The sequence below is a fragment of the Rhizobium aethiopicum genome (assembly GCF_014197535.1).
Classification (GTDB): domain Bacteria; phylum Pseudomonadota; class Alphaproteobacteria; order Rhizobiales; family Rhizobiaceae; genus Rhizobium; species Rhizobium aethiopicum_A.
Genome location: NZ_JACIFV010000010.1, coordinates 113512 through 130901, shown reverse-complemented (window position 1 = coordinate 130901; position 17390 = coordinate 113512). Strand labels below are relative to the sequence as shown.

The following is a 17390-nucleotide window of genomic DNA, read 5'->3' as shown; positions in this document are numbered from 1 at the left end:
TGCGACAAGGCTCAGGCGGCGGCCGTGGAAAGATCCGGATCGGCGTGATGGCAGGCAGTCAGCAGTCCGGGCGCTGCCGTCCTGTTCTTCAAGGCCGGCTCCTGTTCGGCGCAGATCGATGTCGCCTTCCAGCAGCTTGTTCGAAAACGGCATCCGCTCGGCGGATCAACGGACTTAGCAAATCAGTCCGGTTGTTTGATCTCTATAGGGCTTTTCATGATGATCTCATGATGCGGGAACGGAATAGAGATGCCAGCTTTCTTGAAGGCATCCCACAGCGCCATCAGGACTTGCCCACGAACATTTGTAAGCCCGTTCGCTGGATCCGAGATCCAGAAGCGAAGCCGAAAGTCGAGCGACGAAGCGCCAAAGGCGGTAAGCCAGCAGACGGGCGGCTTATATTGGTTTGCGACCCGGGGCACGGTCGATGCTGTCGCGATGGCGATCTTAACGACCTGATGCGGATCGCTGTTGTAGGACGTCCCGAAGTCAACGTCGATACGCACATAATCACTGGAGAACGACCAATTGACGACCTGCTGCGATATGAAGTCTTCATTTGGAATGAGGTACTCCTTGCCATCGCGAGTGATGACGGAAACAAACCGCGAGCGCAGGTCACGGATCGACCCGAACGTGTCGCCAAGGGTAATCGTGTCACCCGGCTTGATCGACTTGTCGATCAAGATGATGATGCCGGATATGAAGTTCGAAACCACTTTTTGAAGGCCGAAGCCTATTCCGACGCCGACCGCGCCTGAGAAAATGGTCAGCGCGGTAAGGTCGACCCCGGTCGCCGACAAAGCGATGGCTCCAGCGATTATGATCAGGCTGATCTTGATGCATTTGCTGATCAACACCTTGATGGAAGGCGATAAGTCGGCCGAGCGCTGAACCCAGTGGGAAAGCATGTTGCCGATGAGGACGGCCAACCAGATCAGGGCGATCGCCAGCACGAAGGCTTTGAGCACAAGCAGAAGTGAGAGTCTCACCGCACCTAAATTAATTGCGAGCCCGTCAAGAGCAGATAGAACCGGGCCGTCAAGCCCGACTGCATAAAGAGCGATATAGCTCCAGCTGCCGATCGCGACGGCGCGTGATAGCGTCGGGTTGCGGATAATTTTGGTCAGGACGGAGATGAGGAACCATGCCGCTGCCAACGTCAGAGCCGTGGACACAAGCCAGCGTTGTGAGGGCCACGCGCTCTTGCTCAGCACAACGTTGGCGAGCCATAACCAACCGACAAGGAAAAGCCACATCATCCGGCGCATAGGAGCAATGATGACCCGAAGCAGGTCTGGATTACCCTTGATCAGGCGCGCCTTTGCCTCCATCGCAGGCTCTGTGCGTGACGCAAGTAAGGACGCAAAACCCAAGCCCGCCACGATGATCGCAAGCTGAAAGAACGTCCATTCGTTCAGAATGAATGTCGTTAGCCACTGCTCGGCGATCTCGGTCATCTGCCTGATATTCATGATGATGATCCGACGAATGTCAGCTAGAGAAAGCTAGCGCACGAGTTTAGTTCATTTGCAAGAAACAAGCATCAGCATTCCATTTCGTCGTGCGAAAACAGGTCGATGAAACGCTGCTGGCGGGTACCGATCAGCTTGCGCGCCTGCGCAGCCATGTGCGCCCTTCTTTCGCTGAGCTTCACGCCGAAGATCGAACGGTGCTGCGGCAAAGTCTGCGTTCCCGTTAAAATGATATTTTGGCGCCAACTGACACAAGACGTTCATTTGAACACTGTATCGAGCATCCGAGCGGCTGACCGCGAAATTCGTGCCAGCCAATCACGCTTTGGAAGCAGGAGTGCCGGGCGGCTTTCGGTTTACGAGCGCTTCAAATGTTCATTTGAACATTCCGTTGTTGCAAAGTGAAACTCGGCTGCTACCATCCGCGCGTCTGGAGCGGGAGGCTGCGGACCAAGAGAAGTGGGAGAGATTATGAACAAGATCGCCTTTTTCCTGTCCGCAGGATTGACCAGCCTGTCCTTGTCCGTTCCGGCGATGGCCGCCACGAAGATCCAGTGGTGGCATGCGATGGGCGGCGAGAACGGCGCGAAGCTGGAGCAAATTGCCAAGGGCTTCAACGCGTCTCAGGCCGACTATGAAATCGTGCCGGTTTACAAGGGCACCTACGACGAGACGCTGACGGGCGCCATCGCTGCGTTTCGCGCCAAGCAACAGCCGGCCATCGTGCAGGTCTATGAAGTCGGCACCGGCACCATGATGGCAGCACAGGGCGCGGTCTATCCGGTGTATCAGTTGATGAAGGACCAAGGCGAGCCCTGGGACCAGAACAAGTTCATTGCGCCGGTGGTCGGGTACTACTCCGACACCAGCGGCAACGTATTGTCGCTGCCCTTCAATTCGTCGACGCCGATCATGTATTACAACAAGGATGTCTTCAAGAAAGCCGGGCTTGATCCGGAGACGCCGCCGAAGACATGGGCCGAGGTGGAGGCCTTCTCGCGCACGATCATCAAGTCGGGCGCCGCCAAATGTGGCTTCACCAGCGCCTGGATCTCCTGGATTCAGACGGAAAATCTCAACGCCCTGCACGACAAGCCTTATTCCACCAAGGCTAACGGTTTCGGCGGCCTGGATGCGGAGTTCACCTTCAACAATGATCTGACGATCCGCCATTGGGGGAACCTGAAGAAATGGCAGGACGAAGGGCTCTTCAAATTCGGCGGGCCGGTCGGCGGTGATAACGCGCCTCCGATGTTCTATTCGCAGGAATGCGCGATGTACATGAACTCGTCCGCCGGCCGGGCGGGCGTCATCAACAATGCCAAAGCCTTCAAGGTCGGTTTTGCGCCGCTTCCCTATTATGACGACGTCATCAAGCAGCCGCTCAACTCGATCATCGGCGGCGCCACACTCTGGACGCTGAAGGGGCGCCCGGAAGAGGAATATAAGGGTGTGGCAAAATTCTATACCTATCTGCAGAAGCCGGAAGTTCAGGCCGACTGGCATCAGTTCTCAGGCTATCTGCCGATCACCGAGGCTGCCTACAAGCTGAGCCAGGAGCAGGGATATTACGAAAAGAACCCCGGTGCAGATGTCGGCATCAAGCAGCTGACGCGGGTGACGCCGACCGAAAATTCCAAGGGCATCCGCTTCGGCAATTACGTCCAGGTCCGCGGCATCATCGATGACGAATTCGCGGCATTGCTCGGCGGCAAGAAGACCGCGAAGGAAGCGGTTGATTCCGTCGTCGCACGCGGCAACGAACAGCTTCGCGATTTCGAATCCGCCAATTAAGGGCTCGGGGCAGGGCCCGCCTAGCCGGACCCTGCCTCTCCATCATTCAGTGAGGGCCCATGCAAACGAAACGAACCGTCTTTCCCAATAGGATTTTGCCTTATCTGCTTATTGCTCCCCAGCTTCTGATAACGGTCGTTTTCTTCCTCTGGCCGGCCGCAACCGCCTTCTGGCAATCGTTCCTTCGCCAGGATGCGTTCGGTTTCAAAACGAACTTCGTCTGGTTCCAGAATTATCGCCGGCTGTTTGCCGACCCGCTCTATATGGACGCCTTTGGCCACACGCTGGTCTTCGCCGTCTCGGTGACGATCTTGTCGACGACGATTGCGCTCACTCTGGCCGCCGCGGCGATGCGTGTGCTGCGCACGTCCCGCATCTATTCGACCTTGCTGATCTGGCCTTACGCCGTCGCGCCTGCGATCGCCGGCATACTCTGGTGGTTCATGTTCAATCCCTCGATCGGCATCGTCGCCTATATGCTTCGCAGCATGGGGATCAGCTGGAACCATCTGATCAACCCGGATAATGCGATGGTCCTGATCGTGATCGCCGCCACCTGGAAACAAATTTCCTATAACTTTCTGTTTTTCCTGGCCGCGCTGCAATCCGTGCCGCGCTCGCTCCAGGAAGCCGGCGCCATCGATGGCGCCGGGCCGGTGAAGCGCTTCTGGACGATCGTCTTCCCGCTGATCTCGCCGACGACCTTCTATCTGGTCGTCATCAACATCGTTTACGCCATGTTCGACACTTTCGGCATCGTTCATGCGACGACGCAGGGCGGACCGGCGCGCGCTACCGAAATCCTGGTCTACAAGGTTTATTTCGATGGCTTCATCGGCCTCAACCTGGGCTCCTCGGCAGCGCAGTCGGTCATACTCATGATTATCGTTGTTGCTCTTACCGCGGTCCAGTTCCGCTTCGTCGAACGCCGCGTGCAATATTGAGGAGAGTCAAAGGTGGTTGAAAATCGTCCTTTCCTGAATTTCCTGGCTCACCTCGTCCTTATCCTCGGCGTCACGATCGTGATCTTCCCGGTCTATATCGCCTTCGTCGCCTCGAGCCACGGTCCCAACGACTTTCTGTCCGGTGTCGTGCCGCTGGTGCCGGGACCGCACATCCTCGAGAATTATTCGACCATGCTATCATCGGGAATGACGAGTTCCGGCGCGCCGCCGATCGGGCCGATGCTCATCAATTCATTGATCATGGCGGTGGGTGTCGCGGTCGGTAAGATTGCCATTTCCATCCTTTCCGCCTTCGCCATCGTCTATTTCCGATTTCCCTTTCGCACGCTCGCCTTCTGGATGATCTTCATTACCCTGATGCTGCCGGTCGAGGTGCGCATCGTGCCGACCTACAAGGTGGTCGCCGACCTCGGAATGCTGAACAATTATGGCGGGCTCATCATTCCGCTGATCGCGTCGGCGACGGCCACCTTCCTGTTTCGACAGTTTTTCCTCACCGTGCCCGACGAGCTGATGGAGGCTGCGCGCGTCGACGGGGCGGGGCCGATGAAATTCTTCCGCGATATCCTGTTACCGCTATCGGTGACCAACATAGCAGCCTTGTTCATTATCCTGTTCGTGCTCGGCTGGAACCAGTATCTGTGGCCGCTCATCGTTACGACCGACCAGAGCCTCTACACCGTCGTCATGGGTATCCAGCGCATGGCCGCGGTCGCGGATGCCGAGCCGCGCTGGAATCTCGTCATGGCAGCGGTCATCCTTGCCGCCTTGCCGCCCGTCCTCGTCATCGTCGCCATGCAACGCCTTTTCGTCAAAGGCCTGGTCGAAACGGAGAAATGAAATGGCCCCGATCAATATCGTCGACGTCAAGAAAAACTATGGTTCGATTCCTGCCGTCAAAGGCATCAACCTGGCTGTCGAAGACGGTGAATTCATCGTACTCGTCGGGCCTTCCGGCTGTGGCAAGTCAACCTTGCTGCGCATGATTGCCGGATTGGAGTCGATCACCGGCGGCCAGGTCGAAATCGGCGGCCGTAACGTCAACAAGGCGGAACCGGCCGAGCGCGATATCGCCATGGTCTTCCAGAATTATGCGCTTTATCCGCATATGACGGTGCGCGGAAATCTTGAATATGGCCTGAAGAACCGCGGCACGCCGCGGGCGGAAATCGATCGCCGCGTCAAGGAAGCGGCCGACATCCTCGAAATCGGGCCGATGCTGGATCGCAAGCCGCGCGAACTGTCGGGAGGACAGCGCCAGCGCGTCGCGATGGGACGGGCCATCGTGCGCGAACCGGCGGCGTTTCTTTTCGACGAGCCCCTGTCCAATCTCGATGCCAAGCTGCGCGTGCAGATGCGGGTCGAAATACGCCGGCTGCAACGCCGTCTGAGGACCACCAGCATCTACGTCACCCATGACCAGCTCGAAGCGATGACGCTTGCCGACCGGCTCGTCGTCATGAATGGCGGACTGGTCGAACAAGTGGGAACGCCGGTCGAAGTCTACGACCGTCCGGCAAGTTTGTTCGTTGCCGGCTTCATTGGCTCTCCCCCGATGAACCTCGTGCCGATCGAGGTTCTGGGTGCGGCCGATGCCAGGAACGTCTTGGCCTTGCCTGACGGGACGGACATTGTCGGTCTCAGGCCGGATGCTCTTCTCATCACAAAGCCCAGCGAGCCTTCCGTTCGTCTGAACGCCATCGTCGAATTGCTCGAGCCGATCGGCGGCGAAAGCCACCTGCATGTCAGACTGGGGGAGGGCCAGCAGACGGTCGTCCTGACGGTTCAGGGCCGGCCGGACTTCGCCGAGACTGCCAAGATCGAGATCTTCGCGCGGATTGATCAGATGCATCCCTTCAACAGCAAGACTGGACGACGCACGGACTGAAACGGCCGGATAGAGCTGTCCGACATCTGCAGCGTCGAAAAGTGAGGAAAGAGAAAGACATGCCAAAGTCAGAGCCGCGATGCGAACCCGGCCGCAGTGAGGTTCAAGCACATCGAGGCGCATCCGCTGTCGCCCCGGAAAACACGATTGCCGCGTTTCGGGCGGCTGCCGGCCAGGGCGCCGAATGGATCGAACTGGACGTCGCGCTGCTTGGCGATGGGACCGCGGTCGTCATCCACGACGTGTCGGTCGATCGTTGCTCCTCGTCGACCGGCAAGCTCAGCGATCTCACCGCATCCGACCTTCAGAAGATCGATGCCGACGCGTTGTTCGATGCCCGTTTCAAGGGCGAACCCTTGCCGACCCTTGCCGAGGTCCTGTCCGCATTGGGTGAGCTGGGATTGAATGCCAATGTCGAGATCAAGCAGCATCCGCATCACAAATCTCTCGACCAGCTGGTGAAGACCGTCGACGAGCATCTGAAGGCGCGCGCGCCGCAGACCAAGATCATGATATCGAGCTTCGACGCGGCGGCGCTGAGGCGCATGCACGAAATCGATCCGAGTTACGAGCTTGCCATGTTGTGGAGCAGACTGCCGGATGACTGGAGTGATGTTCTCCAATCAATTCCCGCAAGAACGGTCCATCTTGGTTACAAGTCTCTCAGCATCGGTTTCCTTGAGGAGGCGGCGCACCGGGGAATCAAGGTACGGGCATGGACCTGCAACGACCCGAAGCTCCTCGCATCTTTTTGGCCTGTCGGCTTGACCGGTGTGATAACAGACGACCCGAGTGTCTATCTCTCATAGGAAATAGCGATGGGGCAGCGGGTCATATCGAGCCGACAACGCGAAATACTTGCGCTGATCGAAACGGAGGGCGTCCAGTATATCGATGATCTGGCGCGCCGTTACGATCTGACGACCCAGACGATCCGCCGTGATATCAATGCCCTGTGTGATCTCGGGCACGCCCGCCGCTTTCACGGCGGTGTCGATGTGCCGGTCGAAGGCAGCAATATTTCACTGAACGCCCGCGCCCAACTGAACCGGCGCGCCAAGCGGCTGATCGCCAAGCGGGTCGCCGCCGATCTCGGCTCGGATGCGACGGTATTCCTGGGGATCGGCAGCACGGTTCAATTCGTCGCGGAGGCGTTGCGCGATCACCAGGGGCTGACCGTTATCACCAATAATATCCATGTCGCTCTGACCCTTTGTGAATCGCCGAGTGTCGAGGTCCATCTCACCGGCGGCCTTCTACGCCATGACGACCGCGACGTGGTCGGCAGCGATGTAATCAAGTTCGTGGAAAAGTTCTATGCGACTTACGCCGTCGTCGGTGCCGGTGCGCTGAGTCCGGTGAACGGCCTGATGGACTTCAGCTATAGCGAGGCGCAGATCACCAATGCGCTTCTGGAGAATTCGCAAACGCGTCTCTTGGCCGCAGACGTCAGCAAATGGACCCGCCACGCGGCGGTGCGCGTGGCACCTTTCAATAAAATCACCCGTTTTTACACAGACAGGCTGCCGCCTGATCCGTCGGTCGCTGCTGTGCTGGCCGAGAGCAGCATGGAGGTAGTCACCTGCGAGGACATGACGTGACGTTCATAGATCTGGCACCCTCTGCGCAGGAATTGCAGCATGTGCGTTATCTCTTCACCGATGTCGATGATACGCTGACGACCGACGGCAAGCTTCTGCCGCGCACCTATGACGCTCTTTGGGAGCTCAGCCGGGCCGGCATCGCCGTCGTGCCGGTCACGGGTGGTTCTGCCGGCTGGTGCGAACACATCGTCCGTGCCTGGCCCGTTGCCGCGGTCATCGGCGAAAGTGGTGCCTATTGCGTCACCCGCCGCAGCGGTGAGGTGGTTTTCGACTTCTGGGAAAACCGCGCGCTGCAGGGCGAGCGTCAGCGTCAGCATCTGGAGGCGATCGAAAGACTGATCTCGGAAAAGGGCGGTACGTTCAAGATTGCTCACGACCAGGTGTTCCGCCTGGCTGACGTCGCGATCGACATTCAAGGTCATGCTACGCAGGACGTCGAAGATCTGGCATTCAATATCAGGTCAATCGGCGGGACCGTCGCCATCAGTTCCATCCACATCAACACCTGGATTGGCGATTATGACAAACGCGCCATGAGCGAGCGCCTCCTGACCGGCATATTCAGGGTCGACCCCGCTGAATTGCCTTCCGTCACGGCATTCGTCGGCGATTCTCGCAACGACGCGCCGATGTTCGGTTTCATCCGAAACTCTTTCGGCGTCGGCAATATCCTTCCTGTACTCCCGCATCTGCAGCATGTGCCGAGGTGGATCTCCTCTCAGCCCGCGGGACTTGGTTTTGCCGACATCGCGAGAACGATCCTAAGTGCCAGGGCTACCGGCAAATAAACCGCGAGCTGCCCACAACGCCATGCGCGGCTGCACGATGCGCTGGAGACGGAGTGTCATGAAGCCTACGAAAAAACGCGGCAAGTCGCGACCAGACAAGTCTCAGCCATTGCTGCGGCAGCTCGCTGCGGTTCCTGCGAAGCTGTTCGCCGGCGCGTTTCGCCAACAGTACGGCGCCATCTGCTTCCGCTATCGCAATGGCGGGCCGAAGATCGAAATTCTCCTGATCACATCGCGCGAGCGCGCGCGCTGGGTCATACCGAAGGGATGGCCGATGAAAGGGAAGAAACCATTCGAAGCCGCTGCGATCGAAGCCTGGGAGGAAGCGGGCGTGCGCGGGGCAGCGAGGAAGAAACCAGTCGGCCGCTATACCTATCTGAAGGAATTCGACGACGGCGATGTGGCGCCATGTATCGTCGACGTGTTTCAGATTGAAGTCACCGAGATCGAAAATGACTTCAAGGAGCAGGGCCAGCGTATTCTCGAATGGGTCAGCCCTGATGAGGCGGCGCGACGCGTTCGGGAGGTCGAACTCAAGTCGCTGCTCGTCGAATTTGAACCTCAGGGGCAGAAGAAGTCTGACCTCGGCTGATACGATTATGCGGCCTCTCGTTCTGACGGTTCGCGGCTACGTTCGGAAAGCGCGTTGTCTCTCAATTGCCACCGACGCCGACGGGCTTCATCATGATCGCTCGAACGGCTCGCCGAGCGAGGCGACGCCATTGAGTTTAAGCAGGCGGCGATCCGCCGAAATGATGCCGAGCACGATGATCGTCACCAGATAGGGCAGGCATGCGAGCAGCTGCGACGAGACGTCGAGGCCGGTTGCCTGGGCGGCAAGCCCCATCAGCGATACTGCGCCGAACAGGCATGCCCCCACAAAGATGCGGCCGGTCAGCCAGGTTCCGAAGACGACGAGCGCAATCGCAATCCAGCCGCGGCCGGCAATCATCCCATCGGCCCAGAGCGGCGTGTAGATCGTCGCGGCATAAGCGCCCGCAAAGCCCGCCATCATTCCGCCGACTGCGACCGCGGCGAAGCGGATGGCGATGACCGGGTAGCCGATAGCATGCGCCGCTTTCGGGTTTTCACCGACGGCGCGGATGATCAGGCCAACCTTGCCATAGGCAAACATCGCCCAGATGGCTGCGGTCACGAGCAGTGAAAGCCAGACGACGATATCCTGGGTAAAGAGGCCGCCGATGACGGGAATATCGGAGAGGCCGGGAATGGCGATTTTCGGCAGGGCTTTGACCGTAAGGCTCTCATAGGTCTTGCCGAACAACGCCGACAGGCCCTGGCCGAGAATGCCGATCGCCAGCCCGGTCGCGACCTGGTTTGCGTTGAAACCAAGGACAATCGCCGCAAAGATCAGGGACAGAAGCAGACTGCCGAGGCCGGCGGCGAGAAAGGCCAGAAAATGCCCGCCGCCGTGATAGACGATGATGAAGGCGATGACGGCACCGAATGCCATTAGCCCCTCGACGCCAAGATTGAGCACGCCGGCACGCTCGACGATAAGTTCTCCGAGCGCGGCCAGGAGAAAGGGTGTCGCAGCCGCCAGCATGCCTGCCAGAACGAACTCGACGGCGTTCATGTCGGGCTCCTCGTCGCTGCAGGCCGCCAAGCAAGACGGTAGCGTACGAAGGCGATGGCCACCAGATAGGCAAGGAGCAGGCTGCCCTGGAAAACCCGGACCGCCGCAACCGGCAGATTGGCGGAGACCATGGCGTTGTCGCCGCCGATATAGAGCGCGGCCATGACAACCGCAGAGACAACGATGCCGATCGGGTGCAATCCGCCGAGATAGGCGACGATAATTGCCGCATAGCCATAGCCGGTTGAGATCGAGCGCTGCAGCTGGCCAAGCGGACCGGCGACCTCGGCTGCACCGGCAAGACCGGCTGCGGCTCCGCCGATCAGCAGGGAAAGCCAGATGGCCCAGCTTTCCCGGAAGCCGGCATAGCTCGCGGCGCGCGGCGCCAGTCCGCCGACCTGCAATTTGTAGCCGATGAAGCTCTTCTGCGTGAGCACCCATGCGGCGATCGACAGGAGAACGGCGAGGATGAGCGCGACATTGACGCGCGTTCCCTCGATCAGGATCGGCACCATTGCGTCGTACTGGAACATGACGGACTGCGGGAAGTTGAAGCCGTTCGGATCCTTCCAGGGGCCGAGCAGCAGATAATTGAGGAGCTGCACGGCGACAAAACTCAGCATCAGCGATACGAGAATTTCGTTTGCATTGAGCCGGACGCGCCAGAAGGCAGTGAGGGACGCCCATAATGCGCCGCCTATCACGCCGAGCAGCAGCATCACTGGCCAGATCCATTGGCCGGTCGCGCCGGGCCACCAGACCGGAATGGCGGAAGCGAAGATCGCCCCGAGCACGAATTGTCCCTCCGCACCGATATTGAACACCTTGGCGCGAAAGCCGATCGCAAGCCCCTGCGCGATGACGAGTAGGGGAGCGGTCTTCAACAGCACTTCGGAGAACGACGCCCACGAGAAAAAGGGTTCGATCAGCATTGCATAGACCACCGCAGCCGGATCGCGCCCCATGGCAACGTAAAGCCCGAGATTGAGAATGACGGTGACGACGACGGCAATGGGCGGCGCCAGAAGGGTTGCGGCAAGCGAGGCCCGCTCTCGGCGGACCAGAACGGGCAGGGCAGCGAGGAACGGTCTGCTCATGCGGTGACTTTCTGGCGCTGCGGCTGGGCTCCGATCATGTATCGGCCGATCTCTTCCGGATCGGTATCACGCGTGACCAGCGGCGGGCTCAGTGTGCCGTGGTGCAGGACCTGGATAAAGTCGCTCAGTTCAAACAGTTCCTCGAGTTCTTCGGAAATGACGAGGATCGCCACGCCCTCGTTGTGAAGGCGCATGAGCCGCTTGCGGATCGCCGCGGCCGCACCGATATCGACGCCCCAGGTCGGCTGGGCGAGGAAAAGAAGCTTCGGCGCCAGCATGATTTCGCGTCCGACAATGAACTTCTGCAGATTGCCGCCGGAAAGCGAGCCGGCCTCCGCCCCCGGACCGCGCGTGCGCACATCGAAGTCCCGGATGCAATCACTGGTGAAGGCCTTCGCCCTCACCTTATCGAGCAGGCCATGCTTCACAAGGTTCAGCGGATGGGCAGTCAGCAGGCTATTGAGGGTGAGCGACATCTCGGGAACCGCGCCGCGACCGAGCCGATCCTCCGGGACGAAGGCGAAACCGAGACGACGGCGGGCCGCAGAGTCGAGTGTGCCGACATCCTGACCCATCATGAAAATCTGGTCGCGCTGATCCCGCGGCAACAGAGTCTCGCCTGAAATCAGCGCCGCGAGTTCGCTTTGACCATTTCCCGAAATCCCGGCAATGCCGAGGATTTCGCCGGCGCGCACGGCCAGGCTGATGTTGGAAAGCGGCACGGCGAAAGGATCCGTCCGATAATCGAGCCCGACGAGCTCCAGGCGCTTTTCACCTTCGACCAAAGGCAGTGCAGGCATCGGTTCCGGCATGTCGCGGCCGATCATCAAACGGGCAAGTTCGTGGGCATCATGTTCGCGGGGATCGACGTGGCCGGTCACGCGTCCGCCGCGCAGGATCGTGGCGCGATCGCAGAGCGACTGGATTTCTTCCAGCTTGTGGGAGATGAACAGGATGGACACGCCGCCGTCCCGCAGTCGGCGCAATGTTTCGAACAGCTTTTCCACCGCCTGCGGCGGCAGCACCGAGGTGGGCTCATCAAGGATGAGCAGTTTCGGATCGGTCATCAGGCATCGGATGATTTCCACCCGCTGCCTCTCGCCGACCGAAAGCGAATGGATATGAGCGTGTGGATCGACCTCGAGGCTGAACTCATGCCCGAGCTTGCGAACGCGCTCTGCAAGCTCGCTCTTCTTGCCGGACACGATCAGGCGGATATTCTCCACGACTGTCAGGCTCTCGAACAGCGAGAAATGCTGGAACACCATCCCGATACCGGCACGCCTTGCCTCTGCGGGAGAGGCAAGGCTGAGGGCTTTACCATTCCAAGCGACGGTGCCGCTGTCCGGCTGCTCGACGCCGTAGATCAGCTTCATCAGCGTCGACTTGCCAGCCCCGTTTTCTCCGAGGATGGCATGGATGGAGCGGGCAGCGACGTCGAGATCGATCTGCTGATTGGCATCGACCGGGCCATAGCTCTTGGTAATGCCGCGCAGCGACAGGAGCGGGCTTACCATGGCTTACTTCGGCAGCGGCGTCGTGACACCCTTGACGTGCCAGTCCATCGCGACGATCTCTGCGTCCGTCAGAGTCGTACCCGAGGCGGCACCTTCGCTCCCATCAGCCTTGGTGATCGGACCGGTAAACGGCGAGAAGCTGCCATCGGCAATCTTGGCCTCGATTTCCTTGATCTTGGTCATAATATCGGCCGGGATCGCCGGGTTCCAATCGACGACCTGGACGACCTTGTCGGCAACGCCGAGGAAGGCGTTGGCGCCCTTGAAGGTGCCAGCAAGATGCGCGTCGACCGACGCCTTGAAGAAGGGCGACCAGTCGGTGGCGATGCAGCCGAGATAGGTCTTCTCGGCATATTTCTTCATCGACGAGTTGAGGTTGAAGGCATAGACGCCGGCTTCCTCGCAGGCCGAGATCACCGAAGGGGTATCCTGCGCATTCGAGAAGATCACGTCGCAGCCCTGCGAGATCAGCGCCTTGGCGGCTTCCTGCTCCTTGGCCGGATCGAACCAGGAATTGACCCAGACGACAGACACTTCGACATCCGGCTTGACGGCCTGCGCGCCGAGCGTGAAGGCGTTGACGGAGGTGATCAGCTCGGGAATGGCGAAGGCCGATACCGAGCCGAGTTTGCCGGTCTTGGAAACGGCCGCCGCCGCCATGCCGAGCAGGTAGGTTCCCTGGAAATATTTCGCGGCGAAGGGCGAGAAGTTTGGTGCGACCTGGAAGCCTGACGCATGCAGGACGCTCACCTTCGGATTGCGGCGGGCGATCTGCAGCGCGCCATTCTGATAGCCGAAGGAGCCGGCGATCAGGAAATGATTTCCGTCGGCGACGGTCTTGTTCATGATGCGGTCGGCGTCCGGTCCTTCGGCGATGTTCTCGATGACCGTGACCTTCACCTTGTCGCCATAGGCGGCCTTGATCGGATCGATGCCGGCGGCAAGTGCATGACCCCACCCGACGTCGCCGATAGGCGAGGGAACGACGAGCGCGATGCCGAGCGGTTCGTCGGCGGCAAGCGCTGAGCGGCCGGCAAAGGCCGTCGCGAGACCGGCAGCCGCCGCACTCTTCATCAGTGTTCTGCGGGTGAAATTGGTTGACATGTCAGTTCCCTCTTTTGGTTTTTAGAATTCGACTGTCGCGAGCGCCGCTTCCGCGGCGGCGAAAAGCTGACCTTCGTCGAGGCCGGTAAATTCGCCGGCCTGCCAGACGATGCGGCCGTTGATCATGGTGAGATCGGTCGGCATGCCGATCCCAACCTTGGCAATCAGGCTCAACGGGTCGTGGCGGGTTCCGACATAGTCCATGCGCCTTGTATCGATGGCGAAGAGGTCGGCGGCCATGCCGGGCCCAAGCCGGCCGATGTCGTTGCGTCCAAGCAGACTTGCGCCGCCCGTGGTCGCATAGCTCAGGAAATCGACCGGCGCGGGAACCGGATGGGCGCGCGTCGAGGCCGTCAGGCACTGCAGCATATAGGCAGAGTGGATGCAGTGCATGAGGTTGGAATTGTCGTTCGAGGCCGCGCCATCGCAGCCGAGCCCGATACGCAGACCGAAAGCCGCCATCGCGGGAATGTCCGTCACTTCGGCGCCGACCAGATAGACCGGTTCTGGGCAATGGGAGACACCCGTGCCGCTTGCCGCCATCTTGCGCAATTCGTCGTGTGTCAGCTCCCAGCAGTGGGCATAAAAGCTGTCAGGCCCGGCAAAGCCGAGTTCGGCGCAGTAGTCGACCGTACGCATTCCATGCCGTGCTTGGATGACGGGACTTTCGCCTTCACCGACATGTGTGTGCAGCCTGACGCCGCGATCACGGGCGAGCGCAACCGACTCGACTAAGGTTTCGCGGTAGCAATTGACGGGCTGGCAAGGGGCAACGACCACCTGCCGCATGCTGAACGCGCCGGCATCGTGGTAGCTGTCGATCAGCCGGGCGCAATCGGCGATGAACTCGTCCGTGGTTTCCAGCATGGCGTCCGGGATCGTCGAGCCCTCGGACTTCGGCAGCGTGTTGCCACCGCGGCCGGCGTGGAAACGCATGCCGAGGAGATCGGCCGCCTCGAACTGGCGATCGATCAGACGCTTTCCGGCGTGCCGGGGGAAACAATATTGGTGGTCGAAGGCTGTCGTGCAGCCATGCTTGATCATCTCGGCCATAGCTGTGACCGACGAATGATAGAAGCAATCCTCGTTCAACCGTGAGAAGATCGGATAAATTCGGTCGAGCCATTCGATCACGGAGAGCTTCGTCCAGTCGAGATCGGCCCGATTTCGCACGAAGCATTGGAAGAAGTGGTGATGGGTGTTGACGAGGCCCGGATAGACGAACCAGCCGGATGCATCCTGGACGATCGTATCGGCAGGCAGGGCCTCTTGCGACAAGTTCTGTCCGATCGCCTGGATCGCCGGACCGCTGGTCAGCAGATCGGCGTTCCGGCGCACGGCCGGTCCGTTGCTGTCGTCGACGATAATGGCCGCGCAGTTTTTCAGCAGGTAGCCTGTCATCTCACCTCTCCTCGTTGGCGGGATGAGGGTCGGGCTTCAATTCGTGCAGCCGGTGGATGCCGGGCATTTCGATAAAACCTTCAAGGCTGCGGATGGCACGCAGCCAAAGCCTAATGTTCGGATAGGGGTCGAGCGAGATTCCGCCATCCGGCGCCAGCGCCACATACGGGAAACAGGCGATGTCGGCGATCGTCGCATGGTCCGACGCCAGAAACCGCATGTCGCGGAGCCGCTGCTCAAAAAGCCCGGCTTCGAGTTCGCGCAGCGCCGCGATCCCTTGTGCCTGCAGGGCCTCGATATTGCCGGGGCGCAGCAGCATCTGATGCAGCCGTGCCCCACCGAGATTTGTCGTCAGCCGATGCGAAAAAGAGAGCCATTGTTGCACGCGCGCCGCTTCCTCGGGCGCGTTCAGACCCAGCCAATCAGGCCCGCTCCGCGCGGCGAGAAATGCCAGCATGGCCGAAGATTCGGTCAGCACGAGATCACCGTCCACGAGGATCGGGATCGAGCCGGCCGGATTGAGCGCCATAAGCTCAGGACCGCGATGTTCCATGCCGGGATGGAAGTCGACCGGGCGGATGTCCAGCTTGACACCGAGGATCGCAGCCATCAGGCGGATCTTGTAGCAGCTCGGTGAGAGGATGTAGTCGTAGAGCTTCATTGTGCGACCAGCTGCGCGCCATAGAGATAGTTGTGGCGCTTCAGCCAGCGCCGGTAAGCGATCGAGGTCAGGTCGGCCCTGGTCGGAATTTCCATGCCGGGATCGAGCGGCAGAAGTGCCGGGATCTGGTTTTCGAGGATCGACCGATCCTGCAGGAAAATCATTTGCTGAAAATGGATGAGGTCTGTCATTGGCGTCACGTCGTCGAAGAGGGCCATCCACGGCCACACATCGCAAAGGTCTTCCGCAAGCGGCTGGACGAACAGAGTTATGACATCCCACTCCTCCGGGCGGGGAGGGCAGGTCTTGTAAAGCACCGAGCAGGTCGGGGCCGGCACCCGGTACATATACTCGGTGGTTATCCCGCCGGTCGCCGACTTTGCAGCCTGCGGTTGGTAGAACTTCACCTGCGTCGCCCAGACTTCATCCTCCTCCTCGCGGATCTCGACTTTGTAATTTTCGACCTCCGTGTGCGGTTCGGCGCCGAGAATATCGGTATGGACGAAAGGAAAATGCGCGATATCGAGGAAGTTCTCGACTGCTCTTAAGGGAGAGCAGCGTACTCGCACGACCCCAACGTCGACAAAGCGGCGGCCGGGCTGATCGGCTTCGGGAATGGCGAAGAGCTCCTTGGCGGGGGTGCCAAGAGAAGACCAGACGTGACCATAGCGGACGCGGACGGGCAGGGCACGTCCATCGCCCGATGTGACCCGCGCCGCACCATCAGCCGTGCGCATCACCTCTATGGGCTCGCCCATCAAGGCGGTCTTGCTTCCTGCCTCGGTGAGCTTACTGAAGAGCCCCACCGGGTACCATTCATCGATCATCGCACCGGCCCCTTTCATGCGACATCCTTCTGGCTTGTTTCCACCCGGCGGCGCAGGGCTTCGGCAATGCGGGACGCCGTAACCCGATCCGCGGCGTTGCGACCCCGTTCGATTAGGACGTGAATAAGCGTAGAGCCGATCTGCGCCGTCGGCAGCACCCGCACCCAGGGACAATCAGCCAGGCGGATCAGCCCGCCCGCATCAGCTTTTTCGCCGGCGGCCGCTTCGATCGCCGCAATGTCGGCATTGAGCGTCAGCGAGCGTATTGGCACGAGATGATCGAGGCGTGGCGGCCGGAGAGCCGATTCTCCGACCGCCACCCAGATGATGCCGCCCTGTTCTTCGACCTGCTGAACCGCCACGCGGATCGTTTCCGGCGGGACGAGATCGGGATGAGCCGGAATACGGATGCATCCTCCCGCCGGAGAATAGCTCCAGCCATGATAGATGCAGGAGAGAGCCTCGCCGCGCACGAAGCCATGCGATAACCGCATCCCCCGATGCGGGCAGCGATCGGACGATGCCGATAGGCGCCCGGACTGACTGCGCCAGAGAGCAATCGATCCTGCGGGTGTCCAGGCCGGGATCACGGTTGCCGGCGGCAGATCGGCAGAAAGAGCGACAGGCGTCCAGGAGCCGGCCGTATCGGAAGGCATGACGGTTAATTCCTTA

18 protein-coding genes are annotated in these 17390 nt (G+C 60.2%); 8 read left to right on the top strand and 10 right to left on the bottom strand.

What is annotated here, in order from left to right; all coding sequences use genetic code 11:
- Positions 1-182 precede the first annotated feature (182 nt).
- Positions 183-1475 carry a mechanosensitive ion channel family protein gene (locus tag GGD53_RS15990; protein WP_184457575.1) on the bottom strand — a complete coding sequence of 431 codons (1293 nt, stop codon included), beginning with the start codon at positions 1473-1475 and terminating at the stop codon, positions 183-185.
- A gap of 71 nt (positions 1476-1546) precedes the next feature.
- On the bottom strand, positions 1547-1684 hold the full coding sequence (locus GGD53_RS15985; RefSeq protein ID WP_184457573.1) for a hypothetical protein: 138 nt from the start codon (positions 1682-1684) through the stop codon (positions 1547-1549).
- Positions 1685-1946: 262 nt separating this feature from the next.
- On the opposite strand from GGD53_RS15985, the gene ugpB reads away from it, so the two are divergent.
- The 8 genes from ugpB to GGD53_RS15945 are packed head-to-tail and all read left to right on the top strand — an operon-like array spanning position 1947 to position 9106.
- Positions 1947-3269: a sn-glycerol-3-phosphate ABC transporter substrate-binding protein UgpB gene (gene ugpB / locus GGD53_RS15980; RefSeq protein ID WP_184457571.1), complete on the top strand. Its 1323-nt coding sequence runs from the start codon at positions 1947-1949 to the stop codon at positions 3267-3269.
- 59 nt (positions 3270-3328) lie between these two features.
- Entirely contained in the window at positions 3329-4213 is an 885-nt protein-coding gene (gene ugpA, locus GGD53_RS15975) for a sn-glycerol-3-phosphate ABC transporter permease UgpA (RefSeq protein WP_184457570.1), read from the top strand.
- Positions 4214-4225: 12 nt separating this feature from the next.
- Positions 4226-5074: a sn-glycerol-3-phosphate ABC transporter permease UgpE gene (ugpE, locus tag GGD53_RS15970; RefSeq protein ID WP_184457568.1), complete on the top strand. Its 849-nt coding sequence runs from the start codon at positions 4226-4228 to the stop codon at positions 5072-5074.
- 1 nt (position 5075) lies between these two features.
- Positions 5076-6122, top strand: coding sequence for a sn-glycerol-3-phosphate ABC transporter ATP-binding protein UgpC (gene ugpC / locus GGD53_RS15965; RefSeq protein WP_184457567.1), 1047 nt, complete (start codon positions 5076-5078; stop codon positions 6120-6122).
- Positions 6123-6181: 59 nt separating this feature from the next.
- Complete coding sequence (locus GGD53_RS15960) at positions 6182-6931, top strand: glycerophosphoryl diester phosphodiesterase (RefSeq protein ID WP_184457565.1); 750 nt, start codon at positions 6182-6184, stop codon at positions 6929-6931.
- 9 nt (positions 6932-6940) lie between these two features.
- Positions 6941-7723: a DeoR/GlpR family DNA-binding transcription regulator gene (locus GGD53_RS15955; protein ID WP_184457563.1), complete on the top strand. Its 783-nt coding sequence runs from the start codon at positions 6941-6943 to the stop codon at positions 7721-7723.
- Positions 7720-8514, top strand: a complete 795-nt coding sequence (locus GGD53_RS15950) for an HAD-IIB family hydrolase (RefSeq protein WP_184457561.1) — start codon at positions 7720-7722, stop codon at positions 8512-8514. The genes GGD53_RS15955 and GGD53_RS15950 overlap by 4 nt, the downstream gene beginning before the upstream one ends.
- 58 nt (positions 8515-8572) lie before the next feature.
- Positions 8573-9106: an NUDIX hydrolase gene (locus GGD53_RS15945; RefSeq protein ID WP_184457560.1), complete on the top strand. Its 534-nt coding sequence runs from the start codon at positions 8573-8575 to the stop codon at positions 9104-9106.
- Positions 9107-9196: 90 nt separating this feature from the next.
- Here the strand turns inward: GGD53_RS15945 and GGD53_RS15940 are convergent, their stop codons facing one another.
- Genes GGD53_RS15940 through GGD53_RS15905 form a run of 8 tightly spaced genes read right to left on the bottom strand, consistent with a single transcriptional unit; the run spans position 9197 to position 17374 of the window.
- On the bottom strand, positions 9197-10111 hold the full coding sequence (locus GGD53_RS15940; RefSeq protein WP_184457558.1) for an ABC transporter permease: 915 nt from the start codon (positions 10109-10111) through the stop codon (positions 9197-9199).
- Complete coding sequence (locus tag GGD53_RS15935; protein ID WP_184457556.1) at positions 10108-11208, bottom strand: ABC transporter permease; 1101 nt, start codon at positions 11206-11208, stop codon at positions 10108-10110. The genes GGD53_RS15940 and GGD53_RS15935 overlap by 4 nt, the downstream gene beginning before the upstream one ends.
- A complete protein-coding gene (locus tag GGD53_RS15930) occupies positions 11205-12725 on the bottom strand; it encodes an ABC transporter ATP-binding protein (protein ID WP_184457554.1) in 1521 nt (506 codons plus the stop codon). The genes GGD53_RS15935 and GGD53_RS15930 overlap by 4 nt, the downstream gene beginning before the upstream one ends.
- 3 nt (positions 12726-12728) lie before the next feature.
- Positions 12729-13829, bottom strand: a complete 1101-nt coding sequence (locus tag GGD53_RS15925) for a BMP family ABC transporter substrate-binding protein (protein ID WP_184457552.1) — start codon at positions 13827-13829, stop codon at positions 12729-12731.
- A 21-nt stretch (positions 13830-13850) separates the two neighbouring features.
- The gene (locus GGD53_RS15920; RefSeq protein ID WP_184457550.1) at positions 13851-15230 is read right to left on the bottom strand and encodes an amidohydrolase; all 1380 of its coding nucleotides are present in this window, start codon (positions 15228-15230) and stop codon (positions 13851-13853) included.
- A gap of 1 nt (position 15231) precedes the next feature.
- Complete coding sequence (locus GGD53_RS15915) at positions 15232-15891, bottom strand: glutathione S-transferase family protein (RefSeq protein WP_184457548.1); 660 nt, start codon at positions 15889-15891, stop codon at positions 15232-15234.
- Positions 15888-16736 (bottom strand): aromatic ring-hydroxylating oxygenase subunit alpha, encoded by an 849-nt coding sequence (locus tag GGD53_RS15910; RefSeq protein ID WP_184457546.1) that lies wholly within the window; start codon positions 16734-16736, stop codon positions 15888-15890. Before GGD53_RS15910 ends, GGD53_RS15915 begins: the two co-directional genes overlap by 4 nt.
- A complete protein-coding gene (locus tag GGD53_RS15905) occupies positions 16733-17374 on the bottom strand; it encodes a Rieske 2Fe-2S domain-containing protein (RefSeq protein ID WP_184457545.1) in 642 nt (213 codons plus the stop codon). The genes GGD53_RS15910 and GGD53_RS15905 overlap by 4 nt, the downstream gene beginning before the upstream one ends.
- Positions 17375-17390: the final 16 nt, after the last annotated feature.